23 protein-coding genes are annotated in these 21,360 nt (G+C 35.8%); 4 read left to right on the plus strand and 19 right to left on the minus strand.

The window, feature by feature from the left end; genetic code table 11:
* Nucleotides 1-34: 34 nt before the first annotated feature.
* The 16 genes from V7P73_RS04200 to V7P73_RS04275 all read right to left on the minus strand — a co-directional run bounded on the left by V7P73_RS04200 (nt 35) and on the right by V7P73_RS04275 (nt 14,395).
* On the minus strand, nt 35-1,528 hold the full coding sequence (locus V7P73_RS04200; RefSeq protein WP_333851702.1) for a complex I subunit 4 family protein: 1,494 nt from the start codon (nt 1,526-1,528) through the stop codon (nt 35-37).
* A gap of 2 nt (nt 1,529-1,530) precedes the next feature.
* Nucleotides 1,531-3,444, minus strand: coding sequence for an NADH-quinone oxidoreductase subunit L (gene nuoL / locus V7P73_RS04205; protein ID WP_333851703.1), 1,914 nt, complete (start codon nt 3,442-3,444; stop codon nt 1,531-1,533).
* 7 nt (nt 3,445-3,451) lie between these two features.
* Nucleotides 3,452-3,778: an NADH-quinone oxidoreductase subunit NuoK gene (gene nuoK / locus V7P73_RS04210; protein WP_333851704.1), complete on the minus strand. Its 327-nt coding sequence runs from the start codon at nt 3,776-3,778 to the stop codon at nt 3,452-3,454.
* 4 nt (nt 3,779-3,782) lie between these two features.
* Nucleotides 3,783-4,280: an NADH-quinone oxidoreductase subunit J family protein gene (locus tag V7P73_RS04215; protein ID WP_312764826.1), complete on the minus strand. Its 498-nt coding sequence runs from the start codon at nt 4,278-4,280 to the stop codon at nt 3,783-3,785.
* Nucleotides 4,280-4,837 carry a NuoI/complex I 23 kDa subunit family protein gene (locus V7P73_RS04220; RefSeq protein WP_333851705.1) on the minus strand — a complete coding sequence of 186 codons (558 nt, stop codon included), beginning with the start codon at nt 4,835-4,837 and terminating at the stop codon, nt 4,280-4,282. The genes V7P73_RS04215 and V7P73_RS04220 overlap by 1 nt, the downstream gene beginning before the upstream one ends.
* Nucleotides 4,838-4,927: 90 nt before the next feature.
* On the minus strand, nt 4,928-5,992 hold the full coding sequence (gene nuoH, locus V7P73_RS04225) for an NADH-quinone oxidoreductase subunit NuoH (RefSeq protein WP_333851706.1): 1,065 nt from the start codon (nt 5,990-5,992) through the stop codon (nt 4,928-4,930).
* A 47-nt stretch (nt 5,993-6,039) separates the two neighbouring features.
* Entirely contained in the window at nt 6,040-7,059 is a 1,020-nt protein-coding gene (locus V7P73_RS04230) for a 2Fe-2S iron-sulfur cluster-binding protein (RefSeq protein WP_333851707.1), read from the minus strand.
* A 102-nt stretch (nt 7,060-7,161) separates the two neighbouring features.
* Nucleotides 7,162-8,010, minus strand: a complete 849-nt coding sequence (locus tag V7P73_RS04235; protein ID WP_333851708.1) for a hypothetical protein — start codon at nt 8,008-8,010, stop codon at nt 7,162-7,164.
* Nucleotides 8,011-8,044: 34 nt separating this feature from the next.
* Nucleotides 8,045-9,400, minus strand: a complete 1,356-nt coding sequence (gene nuoF, locus V7P73_RS04240) for an NADH-quinone oxidoreductase subunit NuoF (protein ID WP_313100255.1) — start codon at nt 9,398-9,400, stop codon at nt 8,045-8,047.
* 10 nt (nt 9,401-9,410) lie between these two features.
* Nucleotides 9,411-9,920: an NADH-quinone oxidoreductase subunit NuoE family protein gene (locus V7P73_RS04245; RefSeq protein WP_333851709.1), complete on the minus strand. Its 510-nt coding sequence runs from the start codon at nt 9,918-9,920 to the stop codon at nt 9,411-9,413.
* A 138-nt stretch (nt 9,921-10,058) separates the two neighbouring features.
* Nucleotides 10,059-11,282, minus strand: coding sequence for an NADH dehydrogenase (quinone) subunit D (gene nuoD / locus V7P73_RS04250; protein ID WP_333851710.1), 1,224 nt, complete (start codon nt 11,280-11,282; stop codon nt 10,059-10,061).
* Between the two features lie 55 nt (nt 11,283-11,337).
* Nucleotides 11,338-11,832, minus strand: coding sequence for an NADH-quinone oxidoreductase subunit C (locus tag V7P73_RS04255; RefSeq protein WP_312419161.1), 495 nt, complete (start codon nt 11,830-11,832; stop codon nt 11,338-11,340).
* Between the two features lie 36 nt (nt 11,833-11,868).
* On the minus strand, nt 11,869-12,429 hold the full coding sequence (locus V7P73_RS04260) for an NADH-quinone oxidoreductase subunit B (protein WP_333851711.1): 561 nt from the start codon (nt 12,427-12,429) through the stop codon (nt 11,869-11,871).
* An 88-nt stretch (nt 12,430-12,517) separates the two neighbouring features.
* Complete coding sequence (locus V7P73_RS04265) at nt 12,518-12,889, minus strand: NADH-quinone oxidoreductase subunit A (RefSeq protein ID WP_333851712.1); 372 nt, start codon at nt 12,887-12,889, stop codon at nt 12,518-12,520.
* A 123-nt stretch (nt 12,890-13,012) separates the two neighbouring features.
* On the minus strand, nt 13,013-13,195 hold the full coding sequence (locus V7P73_RS04270) for a hypothetical protein (protein ID WP_333851713.1): 183 nt from the start codon (nt 13,193-13,195) through the stop codon (nt 13,013-13,015).
* A gap of 69 nt (nt 13,196-13,264) precedes the next feature.
* On the minus strand, nt 13,265-14,395 hold the full coding sequence (locus V7P73_RS04275; protein WP_333851714.1) for a GNAT family N-acetyltransferase: 1,131 nt from the start codon (nt 14,393-14,395) through the stop codon (nt 13,265-13,267).
* A 111-nt stretch (nt 14,396-14,506) separates the two neighbouring features.
* On the opposite strand from V7P73_RS04275, the gene V7P73_RS04280 reads away from it, so the two are divergent.
* Nucleotides 14,507-15,217 carry a zinc metallopeptidase gene (locus V7P73_RS04280; protein WP_333851715.1) on the plus strand — a complete coding sequence of 237 codons (711 nt, stop codon included), beginning with the start codon at nt 14,507-14,509 and terminating at the stop codon, nt 15,215-15,217.
* 3 nt (nt 15,218-15,220) lie between these two features.
* Here the strand turns inward: V7P73_RS04280 and V7P73_RS04285 are convergent, their stop codons facing one another.
* Nucleotides 15,221-15,817: an IMPACT family protein gene (locus V7P73_RS04285; RefSeq protein ID WP_333851716.1), complete on the minus strand. Its 597-nt coding sequence runs from the start codon at nt 15,815-15,817 to the stop codon at nt 15,221-15,223.
* Nucleotides 15,818-16,020: 203 nt separating this feature from the next.
* On the opposite strand from V7P73_RS04285, the gene V7P73_RS04290 reads away from it, so the two are divergent.
* Nucleotides 16,021-17,100 carry a 3-oxoacyl-ACP synthase III family protein gene (locus V7P73_RS04290; protein WP_333851717.1) on the plus strand — a complete coding sequence of 360 codons (1,080 nt, stop codon included), beginning with the start codon at nt 16,021-16,023 and terminating at the stop codon, nt 17,098-17,100.
* Between the two features lie 97 nt (nt 17,101-17,197).
* The gene (locus V7P73_RS04295; protein ID WP_333851718.1) at nt 17,198-18,403 is read left to right on the plus strand and encodes a metallophosphoesterase; all 1,206 of its coding nucleotides are present in this window, start codon (nt 17,198-17,200) and stop codon (nt 18,401-18,403) included.
* Nucleotides 18,404-18,599: 196 nt separating this feature from the next.
* Here the strand turns inward: V7P73_RS04295 and V7P73_RS04300 are convergent, their stop codons facing one another.
* Entirely contained in the window at nt 18,600-19,352 is a 753-nt protein-coding gene (locus tag V7P73_RS04300; protein ID WP_333851719.1) for a polysaccharide deacetylase, read from the minus strand.
* Between the two features lie 86 nt (nt 19,353-19,438).
* Complete coding sequence (locus V7P73_RS04305) at nt 19,439-20,392, minus strand: NAD-dependent epimerase/dehydratase family protein (protein WP_333851720.1); 954 nt, start codon at nt 20,390-20,392, stop codon at nt 19,439-19,441.
* 95 nt (nt 20,393-20,487) lie between these two features.
* Here V7P73_RS04305 and V7P73_RS04310 point away from each other — a divergent pair, with 95 nt between their 5' ends.
* Nucleotides 20,488-21,318, plus strand: coding sequence for a sulfurtransferase (locus tag V7P73_RS04310; RefSeq protein ID WP_333851721.1), 831 nt, complete (start codon nt 20,488-20,490; stop codon nt 21,316-21,318).
* Nucleotides 21,319-21,360 lie beyond the last annotated feature (42 nt).

Genomic DNA, 21,360 nt, shown 5'->3' on the forward strand with positions numbered 1-21,360 from the left:
TTTCTTTTTATCTGAATTGATTTCAAATCCAATCTTAGTTAAGCATAGAAGAGTAGATGAAGTTTACAGAACTTGTGACCATTTCTATAACCGGCTGAGGAAAAACTCCTAAAACGATTACGAAAACTGATAAACTTGCCAATACTGTGAACTCAACGGAACTGATGTCTTTGGTTGTAGCCAAAACAGCTTCGTCTCCTTTTCCAAACATTGCTTTTCCGTAGAATCTAAGCATATAAGCTGCCGCAAGAATCAACGTTAATCCAGCTAAAACGGTCATTATTAGATTGTATGAGAAAATTGATTTCAATAAGATAAATTCTCCGATGAATCCGTTTGTTAATGGAACTCCTGTTGCCCCAAGCAAAATTATCATAAACAAGATGGCGAATTTAGGAGCGACTTTTGCCAAACCTCCCATTTTTCTAATGTCTCTTGTTTTGAATCTTTTGTAAAGAATATCGGCGCAATAGAATAATCCAACCACGTTGATACCGTGAGCAAAACTTTGAATCATCGCACCTTGAGCACCTTCGAAGTCTAATCCAACTCTCATCGTCACCACTGCTGATGCGAAGATTCCCGCAACAATTAACCCAACGTGAGATAGAGAAGAATAAGCAATCAATCGCTTAGTATCTGTAGAAATCAAAGCGATTAAAGCGCCATAAATAATTCCGATAACAGAAAGAATGATAACAATCTCTCCGGAAATTCCGCCAATTGCCAAAGGTGTAATTGGAAGAAGATATCTCATAACACCGTAAACTGCCATTTTCAACATAATACCTGATAACAACATCGAACCTTGAGTAGGAGAATAAGTATAAGTGTCAGGCTGCCAAGTATGGAAAGGGAATACCGGTAATTTCACCGCAAAAGCAAAGAAAATAAACCAGAATATTACCGTTTGTTCATTGAGATTAAGGTCAGCATTGTAAAGGTCTGTCAATGCAAAAGATGCGGCGTGATTGTAAACATAAATCAATCCAATCAACATAAACAACGACCCTACGAATGTGTAAACGAAGAACTTAGTTGTGAATTTGATTCTTTTATCTTCCTGACCCCAAAGTCCTGCAATTAACCAGATTGGAATCAATGTTACTTCCCAGAAAATGTAAAATAACAATCCATCTAACGATGTGAAAACACCTAACAATCCGAATTGCATTAGTAATATTAATGCGTAGAAAGAATTAGGATATCCTTTTTGCTCATTAAAAGAAGATAGAGTAATGATTGGAACCAAGATGTTTGTCAATAGAACCATCAACATACTCATCCCATCAATCCCGAAGTTGAAGCTGCTTTTGATATAGCTCGACCAAGGATAAGAGATTTCGTATTGTAATGGCGCATCTACAGTTGGATTGAAATCGAAATTCCCTAACATATAAAATGCGATGAACATCTGTGCAAAGCCAAAAGCCAATGCGATATATTTACTAGAAGGACTCTTCCAGAAAAATAGTAAAACCGAACCTACGAGAGGTAAAAGTAATAATGTTAATAGTAAACAGGACATTATTATTTCAATATAAAGTTAACAATCAATACAATTCCTATCGCCAATGACATAATCAGCACATAGTTTTCTACATTTCCGTTTTGGAGACGTTTCGCTGCACGTCCAGAATCTTGTGCTCCTAATCCGATGAAATTCACAATCGGGTCAAGAACTGCTTTATCAAACATTGCAGCTGCTTTTCCAGCTTCCTCGATTGGTCTTACAATGCACGCATTATAAATCTCATCAACAAATAATTTTTTAGCAGACAATTTCTCCCAACCTGTGTATTTATCTTCAGGAAGAGCCATTTTCTTCTTATTAACGTAGATGTTTTTAACAATGAACCAAACGCTGAAGAACATCAAAACTGTTGCTCCAAGAAGAATCATTTCTGTATTAAAATCAACACCAGAAAGTGTCGCTTCCATTTCACTGAAACTCTGCTCCGTCAATACTGGTTTCAACCATTCCATCAAATGAGCATAATGACCGTGACCGATGAAGTGAGGAAGATTGATAAAACCTCCAACTACTGAAAGGACAGCCAAAACAATTAATGGCAAAGTCATATTAAATGGACTCTCGTGCAAATGATGTTTCTGTTCTTCCGTACCTCTGAACTCGCCGTGGAAAGTCAAATAATACAATCTGAACATATATGCTGCGGTTGTTGCTGCCAAAACGAATAACATTCCCCAATAGATTGGACTTTTAGCATAAGCTGCAACCAAAATTTCGTCTTTGGAAATCATCCCGGAAAGTAATGGGAATCCTGAGATTGCCAATGTTCCGATAAGGAAAGTAATGTGCGTGATTGGAACATACTTCTTCAGTCCACCCATAAAACGCATATCCTGCTCGTTGCTCATTGCGTGGATAACAGAACCAGCGCCCAAGAACATCAAAGCCTTGAAGAAAGCGTGCGTCATTACGTGAAACATTGCTGTTGTATAAGCGCCCAAACCTAAAGCGATGAACATAAATCCAAGTTGCGAAACTGTAGAATATGCCAATACTTTTTTGATATCGTTCTGGCGAAGTGCGTAGAAGCCAGCTAATGCAGCGGTCAAGAATCCGATGAATAGAATTCCGTCCTGAACAGTTGGTGCTAAAGTAAATAAGAAATTACTTCTCACCACTAAATAAATACCAGCCGTAACCATCGTTGCTGCGTGAATCAAAGCTGAAACTGGCGTTGGTCCAGCCATTGCGTCTGGTAACCAAGTATATAATGGAACCTGAGCTGATTTTCCAGTTGCTCCAATGAATAAACTTGCCGTGATGAATATAATAATATTACTATCTAATTGGAATTTTGATGCATTCTCTTGTACGCTCAAATAATCGATAGCGTTGACTTGAGAAGCGATTGTAAAAATACCAATTAATAATGCCAAGTCACCAATACGGTTCATAATGAAAGCTTTTCTTGCTGCTTTTCCGTAATCCTCGTTGGTGTACCAGAATCCAATCAATAAATAAGAACAAAGTCCTACACCTTCCCAACCAATGAATAAAATCAGATAATTGCTTCCTAAAACCAAAAGCAACATCGAGAAAATAAACAGGTTCAAGTATGTAAAGAATTTGTAGAAACCTTTGTCGTGGCTCATATAGCCAATAGAGTAGAGGTGTATTAATGACCCAATTCCAGTGATAATCATTACCATCATCAATGATAATTGGTCAACCTGGAAACCAAAATTAACCTGAATCCCATTCACTCTAAACCATTCAAAAGCTTTTACGATAACTGGTGCGTCATCACTTTTGAATCCTAAAAATATACTAGTTGTGATAACAAATGAAGCGAAAACTACTAATGTTGCCAACCCTCCAACAAAAACTTTCGGAAGTTTTTTTCCAAAAAGTCCGTTAATCAGGAATCCGGCTAAAGGCAAAAGTACAATTGCGTAAACTAAATTTTCCATTCCTTTATTATCCTCTTAATTTATTAAAAATACTCACGTCCACAGATTTGGTATTTCTGTACATCATTGCAATAATTGCTAATCCTACAGCTACTTCTGCTGCGGCAACCACCATAATGAAGAAAACCAAAAGCTGTCCGTTACTATCACCTTTGTAAGCAGAAAATGCTGCTAATAAAAGATTTACGGAATTAAGCATCAATTCTACACATCCCAAAATCACGATAGCATTTTTACGAATCAAAACTCCCAAAACACCAAGGCAAAATAAAACGGTACTCAGAATAATGAAATATTCCAAAGGTACTTGTTGTATAAATGTATTCACTTCCATAATCTTATAAATCTTTTTTACCGATAAGAACAGCGCCCACGATACCTGCTAAAATCAGAATCGAAGCCAATTCGAATGGCAATACATATTCGTTAAACAATAATCTTCCCAGATTTTTGGTCAAACCAACCGAATGGTCGATGTTGTCTGCAACAGTTGTTTTCCCGGAAAGACCCCTGTAAGCTCCTAACATTCCTACAAACAAAATACAAACAGAAATAATCCCAATGAATTTTGGAAGACTGTCTTTCTTGCTTTCATCTTCTTTGTTCAAGTTCAACATCATCAAGATATAAAGGAACAAAACCATAATAGCTCCCGTGTAAACGATAATTTGAACAATACCTAAGAACTGCGCATTAAGAAGAATATACATTCCCGCGATGGAGAACATTGTTACAATCAAAGAAAGAATTGCATATAAAGGATTTCTTGCAAATACAAAGTAAACGGCACTTGCAATGGCGATAAACGCTACGATAAAAAATAAAATCTGGTCCATTATTTTACTGCATTTTTTTGTTTCTCAGATTGTCTCTCTGTGATATCAATCCTTGCATTAATTTTTTCGACCAGCTTATCTTTACCATAAATAAAAGAATTTCTATTTGTTTCCACATCAACTAATCTGTCAGTAAGATAGATCGCAGATTTAGGACAAGCTTCTTCACACATTCCGCAGAAGATACATCTTAACATATTGATTTCATAGATAGATGCATATTTCTCCTCTCTGTAAAGATGTTTTTCTTCTTTTGTTCTTTCAGCAGCTGTCATTGTAATGGCTTCTGCAGGACAAGCTACTGCGCAAAGTCCGCAAGCTGTGCATCTTTCTCTACCTTCTTCATCACGCTTCAAAACGTGTTGTCCTCTCCAGATTTCTGCTCTTGGTTTCTGAACCTCTGGATAAGAATATACTGCAGGAGCACCTTTCAACACAGTTCTTACAGCGTGTTTGAAAGTGATTCCCATACCTTTGAAAATCGCCGGCAAATAGATTTTTTCACCCAGAGTCATTTCTTTATTAGAAACAACTTTTGACCTATTAGTAAGTTTCATTTAATATAAGTTAGATGTTAGAAGTCAGATGTTAGATATTAGATTTTGAATCATATTATCACATCACCTCATTATCAAATTTTCAATTTTTTAATTTCCAAATGCTAAAATCACAGCACCTGTAGCAATTAGATTCACCAAAGCTAATGGAATCAACGTTTTCCATCCAAGGTGCATCAATTGATCATATCTGAATCTCGGAAGTGTCCATCTAATCCACATAAAGATTAAAATTCCGATGATTGTTTTTGTTAAGAAAGCCACAATACTCAAAACACCTGCAATATTTTCTCCCCAATTGTGAGTTACCCAGTCGATTCCAGGATAATTGTAACCTCCGAAGAAAAGAACTACCATAAATGCATTGGAAATGAACATATTCACATACTCTCCAAACATATATAGTCCTAATTTCATTGATGAATATTCGGTAGAATAGCCAGTTACCAATTCAGATTCACATTCAGGTAAATCGAATGGATGACGGTTGGTTTCTGCCATTGCAGCAATGAAAAATATTAGGAAAGCTAAAGGCTGATAAAGGATGTTCCAGTTGATTCCGGAAATCGCAGGAATGAATCCCCAAATTTTTCCAGCCGATTGTGCTTCTGTAATTAATTTTAAATCCAAACTTCCAGACATCATAATAATTGACAACAATGATAATCCCATTGCCAATTCGTAAGAAATCATCTGAGAAGAAGCTCTGATTGCGCCTAATAATGAATATTTGTTGTTAGAAGCCCAACCTCCAATCATAATTCCATAAACTCCGATAGAAGCCATTCCGATGATGAAAAGAACACCAACATCAATGTTAGCAACTTGTAAATCGTAAGAAATACCTCCGAAATTCAATGTTTTCCCCCAAGGAATTACTGCTCCAGTAATTAAGGAAATAAACATTACCAAAGATGGTCCTAAAATGAAAAGGAACTTTTCTGCATTTTGAGGAGTAAAATCTTCTTTAAAGAAAAATTTACCACCATCTGCCAAAGGTTGTAATAACCCGAATGGTCCCGCTCTGTTTGGTCCGATACGGTCTTGCATTATAGATGCTACTTTTCTTTCTGCCCAAGTAGAGTAGGCAGCAATAGTAAGCGCTAAAAGGAATAAAGCAAGTACTAATATGATTTTAAAAGTCAGTAATTCCATATTTTATAAGTTCAAAATTTAAAGTTCAAAATGAGTTTAAATTTTTATTAACTATCTAATTTTTCAATTTCTATTTCGTCTGCAACACCAATTTCTTTAGCTTCTGGATTATCCAAAACATTATAGCTATCTGTTTTTTTCTCGTAGTGGTTAAGAGAAATTACAGAATGTCTGTCGATATGTCTTGGTCCTTCGATGTTCCAAAGGGCAGTATCTTTTTTCTCAAAACGACATTCGTTGCAAATCCAATCTTCAACTTCGCCGTATTGGTCTTTTCTAGCAGTTACTCTTACAACTTCATCTCCCTTCATCCAAAGTACGGCTTTTCCGCTACATTTATCACATTTGCAAGTTGCATTATAAGGTTTAGTAAACCAAACTCTGCTTGCGAATCTCGCAGTTCTATCCGTCAAAGCGCCTACAGGACAAACATCAATCACGTTTCCGATGAAATCATTGTCCAAAGCTTTGTTCAACATTGTTGATATTTCTGCGTGGTCACCTCTGTAAAGGATTCCGTGTTCTCTTTTCTCAGTTAACTGATTCGCAGCCAATACACATCGTGCACAAAGGATACAACGGTTCATATTCAATTTGATGTATGGACCGATGTCGTCTGCATCGTAAGTATTTCTTTCGAATTCTGTTCTGGTTTCAAGATTTCCGTGCTCGTAACCCAAATCCTGAAGATGACATTCTCCAGCCTGGTCACAAACAGGACAATCCAATGGGTGATTTACCAAAAGGAATTCTGTAACCGCTTTTCTACCTTCCTGTGCTTTTTCAGAAGTTAAGTTTTTCACTTCCATTCCGTCCATCACACCAGTTCTACAGCTTGCAACCAATTTTGGCATTGGTCTTGGGTCTGCTTCAGAACCTTTAGAAACCTCTACAAGACAAGTTCTACATCTACCACCACTTGTCTCCAATTTACTGTAATAGCACATTGCAGGTGGAACAGATTTTCCTCCGATTTGTCTTGCTGCTTCCAAAATAGAAGTACCAGGCAAAACTTCGGTAGTTTGTCCGTCTATGGTTACTTTAAATTTTTTGACTTCTTCGCTCATATTTCAAGATTTTAGATTTTAGATTTTAGATTTTTGGTGAAAATCGTAGTTCCAAATCTTATGTCAATTCTATTTATTTTTCTAAGATATATTTAAAATATCTTAACTTTTTATTTTTCTATTAAATACGTATCCGATTCCAAAATTAACTTGGTAGAATACAAAGTCCTGACTCGCTTTATCAGGTTTATTATTAAGTGTAGTTTTGATATCCGGCATATTGATATACCCGAATTTTCCTTCTATTCTTGCCATCCAATGATTCCAAAAAACAGTATTAATACTAGTTCTCGCATCCAATCCGAATCCTGCTAAATGGTATCTATCACTTCTTTCGTTTCCAAAAAGTTTAACATTACTTTTCGGCATCAGAGCACCAATTCCGCCTCCGTAAGCCCAAAACATATTAAAATCTTTTTTGGATAATACGTTTTTGTATTTTTCCAGACCTAGATTGATATAATTAAGTCCATCAGTATGTTCAAATGTCAAAAATTGTTCATCCAATAAATTAACCTGACCATTTTGAACCATCCCTGCATAAGTTGGGTCTGAAATATGACCATCAATATTTACAGTCTGATTCTGGTCCATTACATATTTCATATGGTCTTGAGCAATTACAAGAGCCAAATTATCCTTAATAAAATAAGCTAATCTAAAATTAAATTGCGGAATCGAAAGTCTGGTTGGATCGATGTAAGCCATACTTAATTCAGATGGTCTGTCGTGAGCAACTACATTATTCAAAGTAAAATCATAACCATTTCCTTTGAATCTAATATCAGACTTGCTAAATCCCGCTCTGTTCCAACCCCAATATACGAACATTGTTCCCTTGGAAAATTTAGATTGATTATATTCAATTTGATTAACAGTATCTTCATTTTGTCCAAACAACATTGTTATCCCAACAAAAAATACAAAAACTAATTCAAAGAACTTCTTCATTATCTTAATGAATTTGAAAACTCAAATTCTATTCTTAATTGTTAGCCACTGCTGGTATTGGGTCAGCGTAGTTGGCGATTCCGTAATTTTGAGTCTGGCTCAACTCAGGGTTGTTCACGTGCCATTCGAACTCATCTCTGAAGTGTCTGATAGCAGCAGCAACCGGCCAAGCAGCAGCATCTCCCAAAGGACAAATAGTATTTCCTTCGATTTTTCTCTGGATATCCCAAAGTAAATCGATGTCTTCCATTTTACCTTCTCCTTTTTCTATTTTTTTCAAGATTTTGTACATCCAACCCGTTCCTTCACGGCAAGGTGTACATTGTCCACAACTCTCGTGGTTGTAGAATCTTGCTAAAGTCATTGTATGATTAACCACACATTGGTCTTCATCCAAAACAATAAATCCTCCTGAACCCATCATTGTTCCGGTCGCAAAGCCACCGTCAGCCAAAGATTCATAATTCATATATCTTGGTTCGCCATTGATGGTTTTCAATAATAAATTGGCTGGGACAATTGGAACAGAACTACCTCCAGGAATACAAGCTTTCAGCTTTTTACCGTTCGGGATTCCACCACAATATTCATCAGAGTAAATAAATTCTTCAACCGTAATCGTCATATCGATTTCATAAACGCCTGGTTTGTTGATGTTACCACAAGCGGAAATCAATTTAGTTCCAGTAGAACGACCAACTCCAATTTTAGCATATTCAGCGCCACCAATTTCGATGATTGGAACAACAGCTGCGATAGATTCAACATTGTTTACAACTGTAGGTCTTTCCCAAAGTCCTTTTACAGCTGGGAAAGGCGGCTTCAATCTTGGATTTCCTCTTCTTCCTTCAAGAGATTCAAGAAGAGCCGTTTCTTCTCCACAAATGTAAGCACCAGCACCTCTTTGAACATAAATCTCCAAATCGAAACCAGTTCCTAAGATATTTTTCCCAAGAAATCCAGCCGCTTTCGCTTCTTCGATTGCTTCTTCCAAAATATCTGGAATCCAAGAATATTCTCCTCTTATATATATATAGGATGTGTTGGAACCTAAAGTGTAAGACGAAATCAACATTCCTTCAATCAAAAGATGTGGAAGAAACTCCATCAGATATCTGTCTTTAAAAGTTCCAGGTTCAGATTCATCAGCATTGACGACCAAATGTCTTGGAACACCTTCTGGTTTTGCAAGGAAACTCCACTTCATTCCGGTAGGGAAACCAGCGCCACCACGACCACGAAGTCCGGAAGTTTTAACTTCTTCCAAGATTTCTTCAGGTTTCATTTTAAGAGCTTTTTCCGCTGCTTCGTAACCACCGTGTTTGCGGTAAGTTTCGAAATAACGAATCCCCTCTATATGTGCATTTTTAAGTAAAAGTTTTTTACTCATTTCTTTAATATTAATCTAAAGCGATTGCTCCTTGTCTGCAAAGTTCAAGGATTTCGTCAACTTTTTCAATTGTTAAATTTTCGTGATAGAATTTCCCCAGCTGCATCATTGGTGCATATCCACATGCTCCTAAACATTCAGCAGGCTTCAGAGTGAATAATCCGTCTTCAGAAGTTCCTCCATCTTTGATATTCAGTTTTGTGCGGATGTGGTCTAAGATATTTTCACTTCCGTTCAGCATACAAGGTCCGGTTCTGCAAACTTCCAACACATATTTCCCAACCGGTTTCATATTGAACATCGTATAAAAAGTCGCTACTTCATAGACTTCAATAGGAGTGATATTCAATAATTCCGCTACATAATCCATTACTGGAACTGCCAACCAACCATCGAATTCTTTTTGTGCCAAATGCAAAACAGGAATAAGAGCAGATTTTTGTCTGCCTTCCGGATATCTTGCGATAATTTTATGAACCTGTGCTAAGCTTTCAGGTTTAAAAGCAATTGTTGCGCTCATATTTAAAGATTTTAGATTTTAGATTTTAGATTTTAGATGAAAATCGTGGTTCTAAAAATCTTATCAATTGTGATATTAATTTATATTTAAAGAGTTTAGATTAATTTAAAATTTATAATCTAACATCTATAATTTCTTTTATGCGTCTAATTCTCCCGCAATAATATTCATGCTACACATCGTTACGATTGCGTCAGAGATTACCGAACCCTGAATCATTTCCGGATACGCCTGATAATAGATGAAACAAGGTCTTCTGAAATGTAGTCTGTAAGGACTTCTTCCGCCATCGCTCACAAGATAGAAACCTAATTCTCCGTTTCCACCTTCAACAGCGTGGTAAACTTCGCCTTTAGGAACATCAGTTTCTCCCATTACGATTTTGAAATGGTAAATCAAAGCTTCCATTTTTTGATAAACGTCTGCTTTTTCTGGAAGATAAAATTCTGGAACATCTGCGTGGAAAGGACCTTCTGGCAGATTTTCGTAAGCTTGTTTGATGATTTTGATTGATTCCCAAACTTCCTGCTGACGAACCATAAAACGGTCATAAGTATCTCCAGCAGTTCCTACAGGAATAATGAAATCAAAATCTTGGTAAGAAGAATAAGGTTGTGCGACTCTCACATCATAATCTACACCGGCAGCACGCAAGTTTGGACCAGTGAAACCATAACTCAAAGCTCTTTCTGCTGAAATTGCTCCTGCGCCAATCGTTCTGTCCATAAATATTCTGTTTCTCTCCAAAAGATTACAGAATTCTTGGAATCTTGGTGGGAAAGTCTTTAAGAAATCTTTGATAAGTTCGTGGAACTTCGGAGTGAAATCTCTTTCGAAACCTCCGATTCTTCCCATATTGGTTGTCATTCTCGCCCCACAGATTTGCTCGTACATATCGTAGATGCGCTCTCTTTCGATGAACATATAGGTAAGACCTGTAATAGCTCCTGAGTCCATTCCCGTTACACCGTTGCAAATCAAATGATCGCCAATTCTTGCTAATTCCATCAAGATCACACGCATATAATCTACACGCTTTGGAACTTCGACACCAATCAGTTTTTCTACAGTCATATGCCAACCAAGGTTATTGATAGGCGCAGAACAGTAGTTCATACGATCGGTGAGCGTTGTAATCTGAGAAAAGTTTCTTCTTTCGGAAATCTTCTCAAACGCTCTATGGATATAACCAACGGTTTGCTCTGCGTGAAGAATCCTTTCTCCGTCCATCGTAAGAACGTTCTGGAAAATCCCGTGAGTCGCAGGGTGAGTAGGACCAAGATTCAACGTGTACAATTGTCCGTCGATTTGCTCCTTGCTTTCGTATTGGTTTAGTATATTAGATAATGAGTTATCTTTCATAATATTTGCTTTTAGCTATTTGCTTCTGGCTACATTTCATCAGCCATTGGCTATATTATCTTCCGAACATAGCGTCGTTCTTATCTGTCCTTGTCCCGTCTTCCAAACGATATTCCTTCAACATTGGATGATATCCTAAATCTTCCATATTTAGAATTGGTCTCAAATCCGGATGACCTTTGAATTTAATTCCATAAAAATCAAAAGTTTCCCTCTCCATCCAGTTTGCTCCGGCATATAATTCTACAAGAGAATCTACTTCTATGTTTTCTCTGGACATAAATACCTTGAGACGAATTCTGAAATTCGTCATCATATTATGTAAATGGTAGATTACACCTATTTCTTTTTCGGGTGTCTCTGGATAATGAATCCCACAGATATCCGTTAGGAAATTAATTTCCAAAGAAGAATCTTTAAGGTAATGGATCACTTTCTTGATATCATCTTTTTTTATTTCTACAGTCAGCATTCCATATGGTTCTGAGCTGGAAATCACGGAATCCGCAAATTCTCTAGTAATGGCTTCTAATACAAACTCGTTCGTCATAATTAAATTCAAAATTAAAAATCCTTGAGGCGAATTTTAATTACTAATATTATAAGAGTCTAAAAGTGCCTGGTACTCCGGCGTATCTCTTCTTCTTATACTTTCGCTTTCGGCAAGAGCCTGCACCTGCATCACACCTTCAATAATCTGTTCTGGTCTTGGCGGGCATCCTGGCACGTAAACATCGACAGGTATGATTTTATCAATTCCCTGAAGAACCGAATACGTATCGAAAATCCCACCACTGGAAGCACAAGCTCCGACAGCAACAACCCATTTTGGCTCAGCCATTTGGGTGTAAACTTCTTTCAAAACAGGACCTAATTTCTTAGAAATAGTTCCGCAAACCATCAACATATCTGCTTGTCTTGGTGAGAAAGAGTTTCTTTCCATACCAAATCTTGAAGCGTCATAAGTTGGATTCAATGTCGCCATAAACTCGATACCACAACAAGAAGTTGCAAATGGTAAAGGCCAAAGTGAAAACTTTCTTGCCATCCCAATTACACTGCTCAGCTTAGTAGCAAAAAATCCTTCTCCTTCAAATCCTTCCGGAGCTGGCGCATCTGTTATTATTACTGGTTTTTTATCTGACATTCTTTCTTGATTTTAGATTGTAAATTTTAGATTTTAAATTAATTCAAAACTCTTATCTAAAATTTATAATTCATAATTTAAAATTATTTTACTTATCCCAATCCAATGCGCCACGTTTCCAAACATAAAAAAACGCTACAAAGAAAATAGCTACGAATGTAAGAACTGCTAAAAAGCCTTCCATTCCAAATTCTCTGAAGTTGACAGCATAAGGATAAAAAAATACGATTTCTATATCGAATAGCACAAACAATACAGCTGTTAAGAAATACTTGATGGAAAAAGGTGTTCTTGCGTTTCCTTCTACAGCAACACCACATTCCCAGCTTTGGTTTTTAACAGAATTTCCTTTCTTCTGCTGTGGTCCCAAGAAATGGGCACCCAATAAAGAAACGATAACAAAGCCTAATCCAACTCCTGCTTGAATGAGTATTGGAATATAATTTTCTGGTAAATTCATAAAGTCTAAATTTAACTATGCAAAAATACTAAATAAAGATTTAATATATTAAATTATCGGCCTTCGGAAAAGCAGACAAAGCTCTGTTTTTGTAAATTTAGAACAGTTATAAATAAGGATTTGTTAGTCTTTCTTGTTTATCTTCTTGAGAACGAGATATGCAATATAAGCGATGTAGAGAAACAATACGCTGGCAAACAAGATATTGATGATAGCGTCCAATTTGTCATCTTCCACAGGCTTATAGAAATTGTAAGCGACAAACAAAATGATAAGACCAGCGTATATGTAAAGTTGCTTTTTCAATTGAGTTGGATTTTAAAGGTCAGAAATCGGGGTTGAAATATAATTTAGTTAAACAATTGTTTAACTAAATTAATCATTGATGTTCAAAGAGTAGGTTCTTCTGCTTTTGTGATGTACCGGATGGTAATCTTGCCAAAGTACCTGTACATTTTTGTTTTCTTCTAACTCTGGATTGGTTTCCAAAAATTTAATGCCTTTACTTTTAAGGTTCATTTGTATGGATTTGAAAATCATAGAAGTTACGCCACGTCTTTGATATTCTGGATGAATTCCAATTAAATAAAAATTAGCTCTGTCGTTTTTCTTTCCAGCTTGTAAAAAATGCCACCAAGCAAACGGGAAAAGCTTTCCGTTGGCTTTCTGTAAAGCTTTAGAATAAGAAGGCATTGTAATCGCAAAAGCAACTAAATGGTCATTCTCATCCGCAACGCAAGTGATATAATCTTTATCGATGAAACTGAAATATTTCTCTTTATAAGATTTGATTTGCTCGTCCGAAATTGGTGTGTACGTGGAAAGTGATTTGTAAGTTTCGTCCAATAATTTGAACATCGGCTCAACATAGGGAAGAATCTCTTTTTTGTTATTGAATTTTAAAGTTCTCAGTTTATATTTCTGAGCAATTAAAGAACTGAATTTCTCCACTTTTTCTGGCAAAACATCAGGGAATTGCAATTCAAATTCAACCCATTCTTTTTCCTTAACCAAACCTAATTTCTCAAGATGTTTTGGATAATATTCGAAGTTGTAAATCCCAATCATCGTTGCTAATTTATCAAAACCAAAAATCAACATTCCGGCTTTGTCAAGATTGGTGAATCCCATTGGGCCTTCGATTTTATCGATTTGATTTTCTTTGGCGTATTTAATCGCTTCATCAATCAGAGCTTTGGAAACTTCCTCATCATCAATAAAATCAATCCATCCGAATCTCACTTTTTTGATTCCTAATTCCTGAGCTTCCTTATTATTAATCATCACAGCAATTCTGCCAACGATTTTATCATTTTTATAAGCTAAAAATTGTTTCGCAACAGAATAGAGCAAAGCAGGATTTTCGTCCTTGTTCCAAATATCTTTTTCATCGTTGATGAGTGGCGGAACAAAATTCGGGTTGTTTTTGTATAATTCCATCGGAAATTTTATGAATTTTATCAAATCACTTTCTGTAACCACTTGCTTTATAATGATGTTTTCCATATTCTTGCTTATCAATATGACAAAGATAGTTTTTAAGGTAAAATGTGCAATGCTTTGGCATAATTTTTACTCAAAAATCATAGATTTATTTTAATGTAAATTATATAAAAAATGACTGGTTATTATTTAATTATAGGGATTTCGATGTTGTTGAGTTGGATAGTTTCTTCTAGACTGAAATCGAAATTCGAATATTATTCCAAAGTCCATCTAAGAAATGGAATGTCTGGAAAAGAAGTTGCGGAAAAAATGTTGAGAGACAACGGGATTACCGATGTTCAGGTAGTTTCTGTTCCGGGACATTTGTCTGACCATTATAATCCTGAAAATAAAACAGTAAATCTTTCGGAAGCGGTTTATATGCAAAGGAATGCAGCTGCAGCTGCGGTTGCCGCTCACGAATGCGGTCACGCTGTACAACATGCAGTAGGTTATTCTATGTTACAATTGAGGTCGAAAATGGTTCCAATTGTTAATATCAGTTCCAACTTATTACAATTCGTCTTGTTTGCGGGAATTGCTATAATGGCAGCAACCAGAAGTATTGATAATCCAAACGGAAATACAACAGTTTTAGCAATTGGCGTAATCTTGTTTGCGGTAACAACATTGTTTGCATTTATAACATTGCCAGTAGAGTATGATGCAAGTAATCGTGCTTTGCAATGGTTAAAATCTACAGGTACGGTAACAGCAGAAGAATATGAAGGCGCGGAAGATTCTTTGAAATGGGCAGCGAGAACATACGTTGTTGCAGCGCTCGGCTCTTTGGCACAACTGCTTTATTTTGCTTCTATGTTATTGGGAAATAGAAGGGATTAAAAGTTATGAAAAATTAAATTCCAAAAGCATCTCGGACAATTCGTCTGAGATGTTTTCTTTTTTAGACGTCTTTATATTAGCATTGATAATGCAAATTTCCTGAGCATCGAAGTCAAGAATTTTTGCATCATATTTATTAAGTAAAGTAAAAATCTGATTTTGTTGCGAGAATTTGAATTTCAGTTCAATTTTAGATTCTAATTCTTTAGTGATAATTTTGGCTTGTTCCAGAGTGTATTTCGCTGATTCTTTGTAAGTTTTTACTAATCCGCCGACACCTAATTTCGTTCCTCCATAATATCTTATTACAACTAATAAAATATTTGTGATTTGGTGAGCGAGAAGCTGATTGTAAATCGGTAAGCCAGCACTTCCAGAAGGTTCGCCGTCATCATTAGCACGATAATTTTCTCCATTAATTCCTAATCTGTAAGCATAACAATGATGTGTTGCTTTTGGATGAATCGATTTTAAATGATTTAATGACTCCTTAATATCAGACTCAGAATTTACCGGATAGGCGAATCCAATAAACTTGCTTCCTTTTTCTTTGAGCAAAATATCTTCAATCGGTTGTTGTATGGTTTGGAATTCAAACATCCGTCAAAAATATAAATTCCAAAAAGAATTTCAAATTGTAATATTTAATTATTATATAAAAGTATGTGAATCTATATAGTGTTGATAGGTCTTAAGTGGGAATTGTCAAACGAATTATGGGAATTTCCTAAAGAAATCTTAAAGAAATAAAATTCTATAAATTAATTTTTGCGTAATTTTGCATTCAAATTTTTTTTAAATCAATGCCTAATACAGTAATCATTGGCTCCGGAAGTTATATCCCGGAAAACGTAATAGAAGGTTCTCATTTCAAGGACTCGATTTTCTATGATGATAATAATCAATTGATTGAGAAACCAACTGAGGAAATCATCGAGAAGTTTGTAGATATTACAGAAATCGAAAGAAGACGATATATGAATCCGGAAGATTTTAACTCGGATTTGGCTCACAGAGCTTCTTTGATAGCGATTGAAGACGCTGGGATTGATAAAGAAGAGATAGATTACATCATTTTTGCAACCAATTTTGGAGAAGTAGATACTGATGGTGTTCCGAATTTTATGCCTTCTCTTTCTGCAAGATTGAAAGGTAAATTGGGAATTAAAAGAAGGACTTGTGTCAATTATGATATGATTTTTGGTTGTCCAGGTTGGGTAGAATCTTTGATTCTTGCAGATACGATGATAAAAGCAGGCAAAGCAAAAACTGTTTTGGTTGTTGGTTCAGAAACTTTGAGCAGAGTGACTGACCCTTTTGACAGAAACAAAATGATTTTCTCAGATGGTGCTGGAGCGGTTGTTGTGAGAGCTACAGATGAAGAAAATGTTGGCGTAATTGCAGATAATACGCTTTGCGACAACGGTGAAGAACTTTGTTTCTTGGAAAATGCACCTTCATTAAATCTTGAATCTGACCAAAGCAAATTATACATCAGAATGAGAGGTCGTAAAATCTACGAATATGCTCTGAAAAATGTTCCTGACGCAATAAAAGCAACGATTGAAAAAGCTAATCTTGATATTTCTGATATCAGCAAAGTTTTGATTCATCAAGCTAATGCAAAGATGGATTATGCGATGATTGGTAGACTTTTCAAGTTATACGGACAAAAAGAATATGACCACGCGATTTCTCCAATGACGATTCAGGAATTAGGGAATTCTTCAGTTGCTACGGTTCCGACTTTGTTTGATTTAATCAGAAAAGGAAAAATGGAAGGTCAGCAGTTCACACCAGGTTCTCATATTTTGTTTACATCTGTTGGCGCTGGGATGAACATCAATTGTGTTGTTTACAAGTTTCCTGAAGGGAAAATTTAAGATAAATCATTTTGAATTAAAGTAAAATTCAATTTTAAACGTTTATAATTGCAAAAGGAATGATTTTTTATTCCTTTTGTTTTTTTTATATCATAGTATGCAAAAGAATATTTTATTTCTTCTAGGAGTTTTTTTAGTGCTGGAAACTTATGTTTATCAAGCCTTTAAAACGATTTACACGAGCCAGAATGCAAGATTTATTTATTGGATTCCGACGATTCTGATTTACACATTTCTGATTTATTCTGTCGTGACTTTCAACAGAGCTTCTCACAAATATCTGAATTTTCAAATCGTCTTTTCAGTCATTTTAATCTTTGTTCTGCCGAAGATTTTGGTCGCTATTTTTCTTTTGATTGAAGATATCATCAGGCTTCTGAATTTTGGTTACAATTATGTAGCAACAGATAATCACGTTTATCCGTCAAGGAGGAAGTTTATCAGCTTGGTTGGACTTGGTTCAGGTGCGATTTTAGCAGGAATGGTTTTGGATGGAATTGTCTTCGGGAAATACCGTCACAAAGCACGAATTGTTAGACTTAAATTGAAAAATCTACCAGCAAGCTTCAAAGGTTATAAAATCGTTCAGATTTCTGATGTTCACAGCGGAAGTTTTCAGAATCCTAAGAAGTTGCAACACGCTATTGATTTGATTAATGAACAAAATGCAGATTTAGTGCTCTTTACCGGAGATATGGTTAATAATTATGCGGATGAGTTCATTCCTTTTATCGATTTATTTTCTCAGATTAAGGGCAAAGATGGAAAGTTCGCTGTTCTTGGGAACCACGATTACGGCGAATATGGGGTTTGGAAAAATATCGATGAACAAAAGAATAATATTCCGAAGCTTATAGAAAACGAGCGCAAAGCTGGCTTCGAGATGCTCAGAAATGAAAATAGGGTGATTGAAAAAAATTGTGAGAAGTTGTATATTCTTGGTGTGGAAAACTGGGGAATTCCACCGTTTCCGCAATTTGGAGATTTGGATAAAGCAACGCAAGATGTTCCTGTAGAAGCTTGTAAAATACTAATGTCGCACGACCCGTCACATTTTGATGCTGTAGTGAGAAACCATCCAAAAGACATCCAATTAACACTTTCCGGGCATACGCACGGGATGCAGTTCGGAATTGATTTGAAAAACTTCAAATGGTCACCTGTTAAATTCAAATATCCTAAATGGGCAGATTTGTACCAAACCGGTGATAAATATCTTTATGTTAATCGTGGTTTTGGTGTGATTGGATACCCTGGTAGAGTAGGCGTATTGCCTGAGATTACAGTTTTTGAGTTGAGTTAATTTATTAATTCTCTTTTTAATAATAAAAAAGCCTGTTGATCAATAGAATGATAACAGGCTTTTCTGTATGGTTTCTGTAAGGTCGCTGTACACTTTCTGTACTCTAACTTTGCTTTAATAATATTATCAATTATTCAAAAATATATTTCATTATTTGCTGAATCTGAAAATTGAAATTGAAAGCTTTTTAAGCTCATTAAAACAAATAATCCTTCATTCTCGATACAGCTATTTCATTCTCATCAATGAACTGAAAAAGCTGCTCAAGACGGTCTTCAAATGTGCGACCTGTGTTTATCTTTTTGTAAAATGGTAAGTCAAATGGCGACTCATTTTGATTGAAAAATTGCCATGCATTAACGTAAATCATCACGTACTCATTATTCTTCAAACTCTCCAAAAGCATATTCTCATAATACTTCATTGGTGTGACCTGAAAGACATAATCATTGAACGGAAGTTGAGAGTAGGGCGACTGACTTTCTGGAACTATCGTTAAATCATTTTCGATGTGAATGTGAGTTTTTGAAGTCAGTTTTCGCCATAGAAAATTGAGCTTAGATTCTTCGATATTCGAGACGTAATTGAAGTCCAAATTCTTGATTTCTAAATAAGAAATCTGATGGTGTTTTTGTCTCAAACCGCGAACTGGTTTTTCCAAAAATTGCTCCAAATTCTGCTTGGTTTTTTCTATGTTTTCTGGCGTAGAATTGACGTTGTAAAATGCAATTTCGTGTCTTGAAAATGAAATCTTTTTTAGGAGTTTTTTCAGCTTGTCAACAATAGAAACCTCAACAAAGAATGTGGCCTTGAAATCGTGGGTCTCTAACAAAAGAAGAATGACTTCTGCTTTATCTTCGATAGATGTAATCAATTCAGTTTCCGGAATATTTTTGTTTTTTAATATTATATTTTCAGAAATTGATATGTTAAAAGTCAATAAAACCACTTAAACCAAAATTTATATTTTATTTATAATTAATTCAAAATCAAATGTTAAAATGTATTTAACTTAAATTGATTATTCAGATTTTGCTATTTGCTTAATTTCTTTTTAAGATTATTTATCATATCTATTGACATAGAAGAAATGTCAAATTTGTAATCTAATCCCCAATCTTGTTTTGCAGCAGAATCATCAATACTCGCTGGCCAAGAATCTGCAATGGCCTGACGGAAATCTGGCTCATATTTTATCTCAAAATCCGGCATTGTTTTTTTGATTTCGCTAGCCAATTCTTGAGGTGTAAAACTCATCCCTCCAAGGTTGTAAGAGTAACGTATTTTTACCTGTTCTTTTGGAGCTGTCATTAACTTGATGGTTGCATCAATGGCGTCGTCCATATACAACATTGGCATCGCTGTATTTTCACTAATGAAGCTTGTGTATTTTCCGTTTTCTACAGCCTCATAAAATATCTCAACGGCATAATCTGTAGTACCTCCACCTGCTGGTGCTTTCCAAGAAATCAAACCAGGATAACGGATGCTTCTGATATCAACGCCGTATTTTTCAAAGTAATATTCGCACCATTTTTCGCCGGCCATTTTTGAAATTCCGTAAACGGTTGTTGGATTCAAAACAACGTCTTGTCCCACATTTTCTTTAGGAATTCCTTTCCCAAAAACAGCAATAGAACTTGGCCAGAAAATCTTCTTCAAGGTTCCTTCTTTTGCCAATTCGCAAAGGTGGATCAATGGATCGAGATTCAGTTTCCAGGCAAATAGTGGTTGCTTTTCTGAAGTTCCGGATAAAAGTGATGCTAAATGATAAACTGTTGTGATGTTATGTTCTTTGATAACGTCTGTAACAGCTTGGAAATTAGTCACATCTAATCTCTCGTAATAACCAGCTTCGGTAATGCCTTCTTTCCACTTATCCAGACCAGAAGCAATAACGTTTTCTTTACCATAAATTTCTGATAATCTTACTGTTAGTTCTGTTCCAATTTGTCCCAGCGCACCTGTGATGAGAATTTTTTCTGTCATAGTTTCATTTTTACTTTTCTTGATTGGCAAATCTAATTAAATTTGGGATTGAGAATCAAAAAGAATTCCAATAAATTTTTTAAAAATTTCATAATATGCAAAATCTGTCGCCAATAATAGAAGTTGATGAACTAACACAGATATCTGAAAATCAAAATCTCAGAATTTTTGATGTCAGAACTGGTTCCAGTGCTAAAGAAGACTATCTTAAAAAACATCTTGAAAATTCGGTTTTTGTTGACCTGAATTCTGATTTGGCAGAAATAGATAATCCTAAAAATGGAGGTCGTCATCCGCTTCCGAAGTTTGAAGATTTTGTAAAAACTTTGGGCACACTAGGAATTGATAAAGATTCTCACGTTGTAATTTACGATGATAAAAATGGCGCTAATGCTGCTGCGAGATTTTGGTGGATGTTGCGTGCGGTTGGTCACAACAATGTTCAGGTTCTGAATGGCGGATTGCAAGCTGCAGAAAATCAGAATTACCCATTAAGTTCTGTTGACGAGTATTATCCTGAAACCAAATATATTTCTGATTACCAAGATTGGCAGTTACCACAGTTTTGGATTGATGATGTGAAAAAAGCAACGCAGGATGCAGAATCAGTAATTGTAGATGTTCGAGAATCGCAACGTTATGATGGGATTATGGAGCCAATTGATTTGGTTGCAGGACATATCCCGAATGCTCAGAATTTTCCGTTCATCGATAATCTGGATGAGAAAGGTTTGTTCAAGTCTCCGGAGGTTCTCAGGAATCTGTATTCGGAATTATTTGATAACTATGAGAAAAACAAAATCATTTTCCATTGTGGAAGTGGCGTAACGGCTTGTCATTCTCTTTTGGCTTTGGATTATGCAGGTTTCGATATTCCGAATCTTTATGTTGGGAGCTGGAGCGAGTGGAGTAGAAACGGGATTTAATTGTCAATTGTTAATGATTAATTATCAATGGTAACAATTAAT

The organism is Epilithonimonas sp. (assembly GCF_036780765.1).
GTDB lineage: Bacteria > Bacteroidota > Bacteroidia > Flavobacteriales > Weeksellaceae > Epilithonimonas.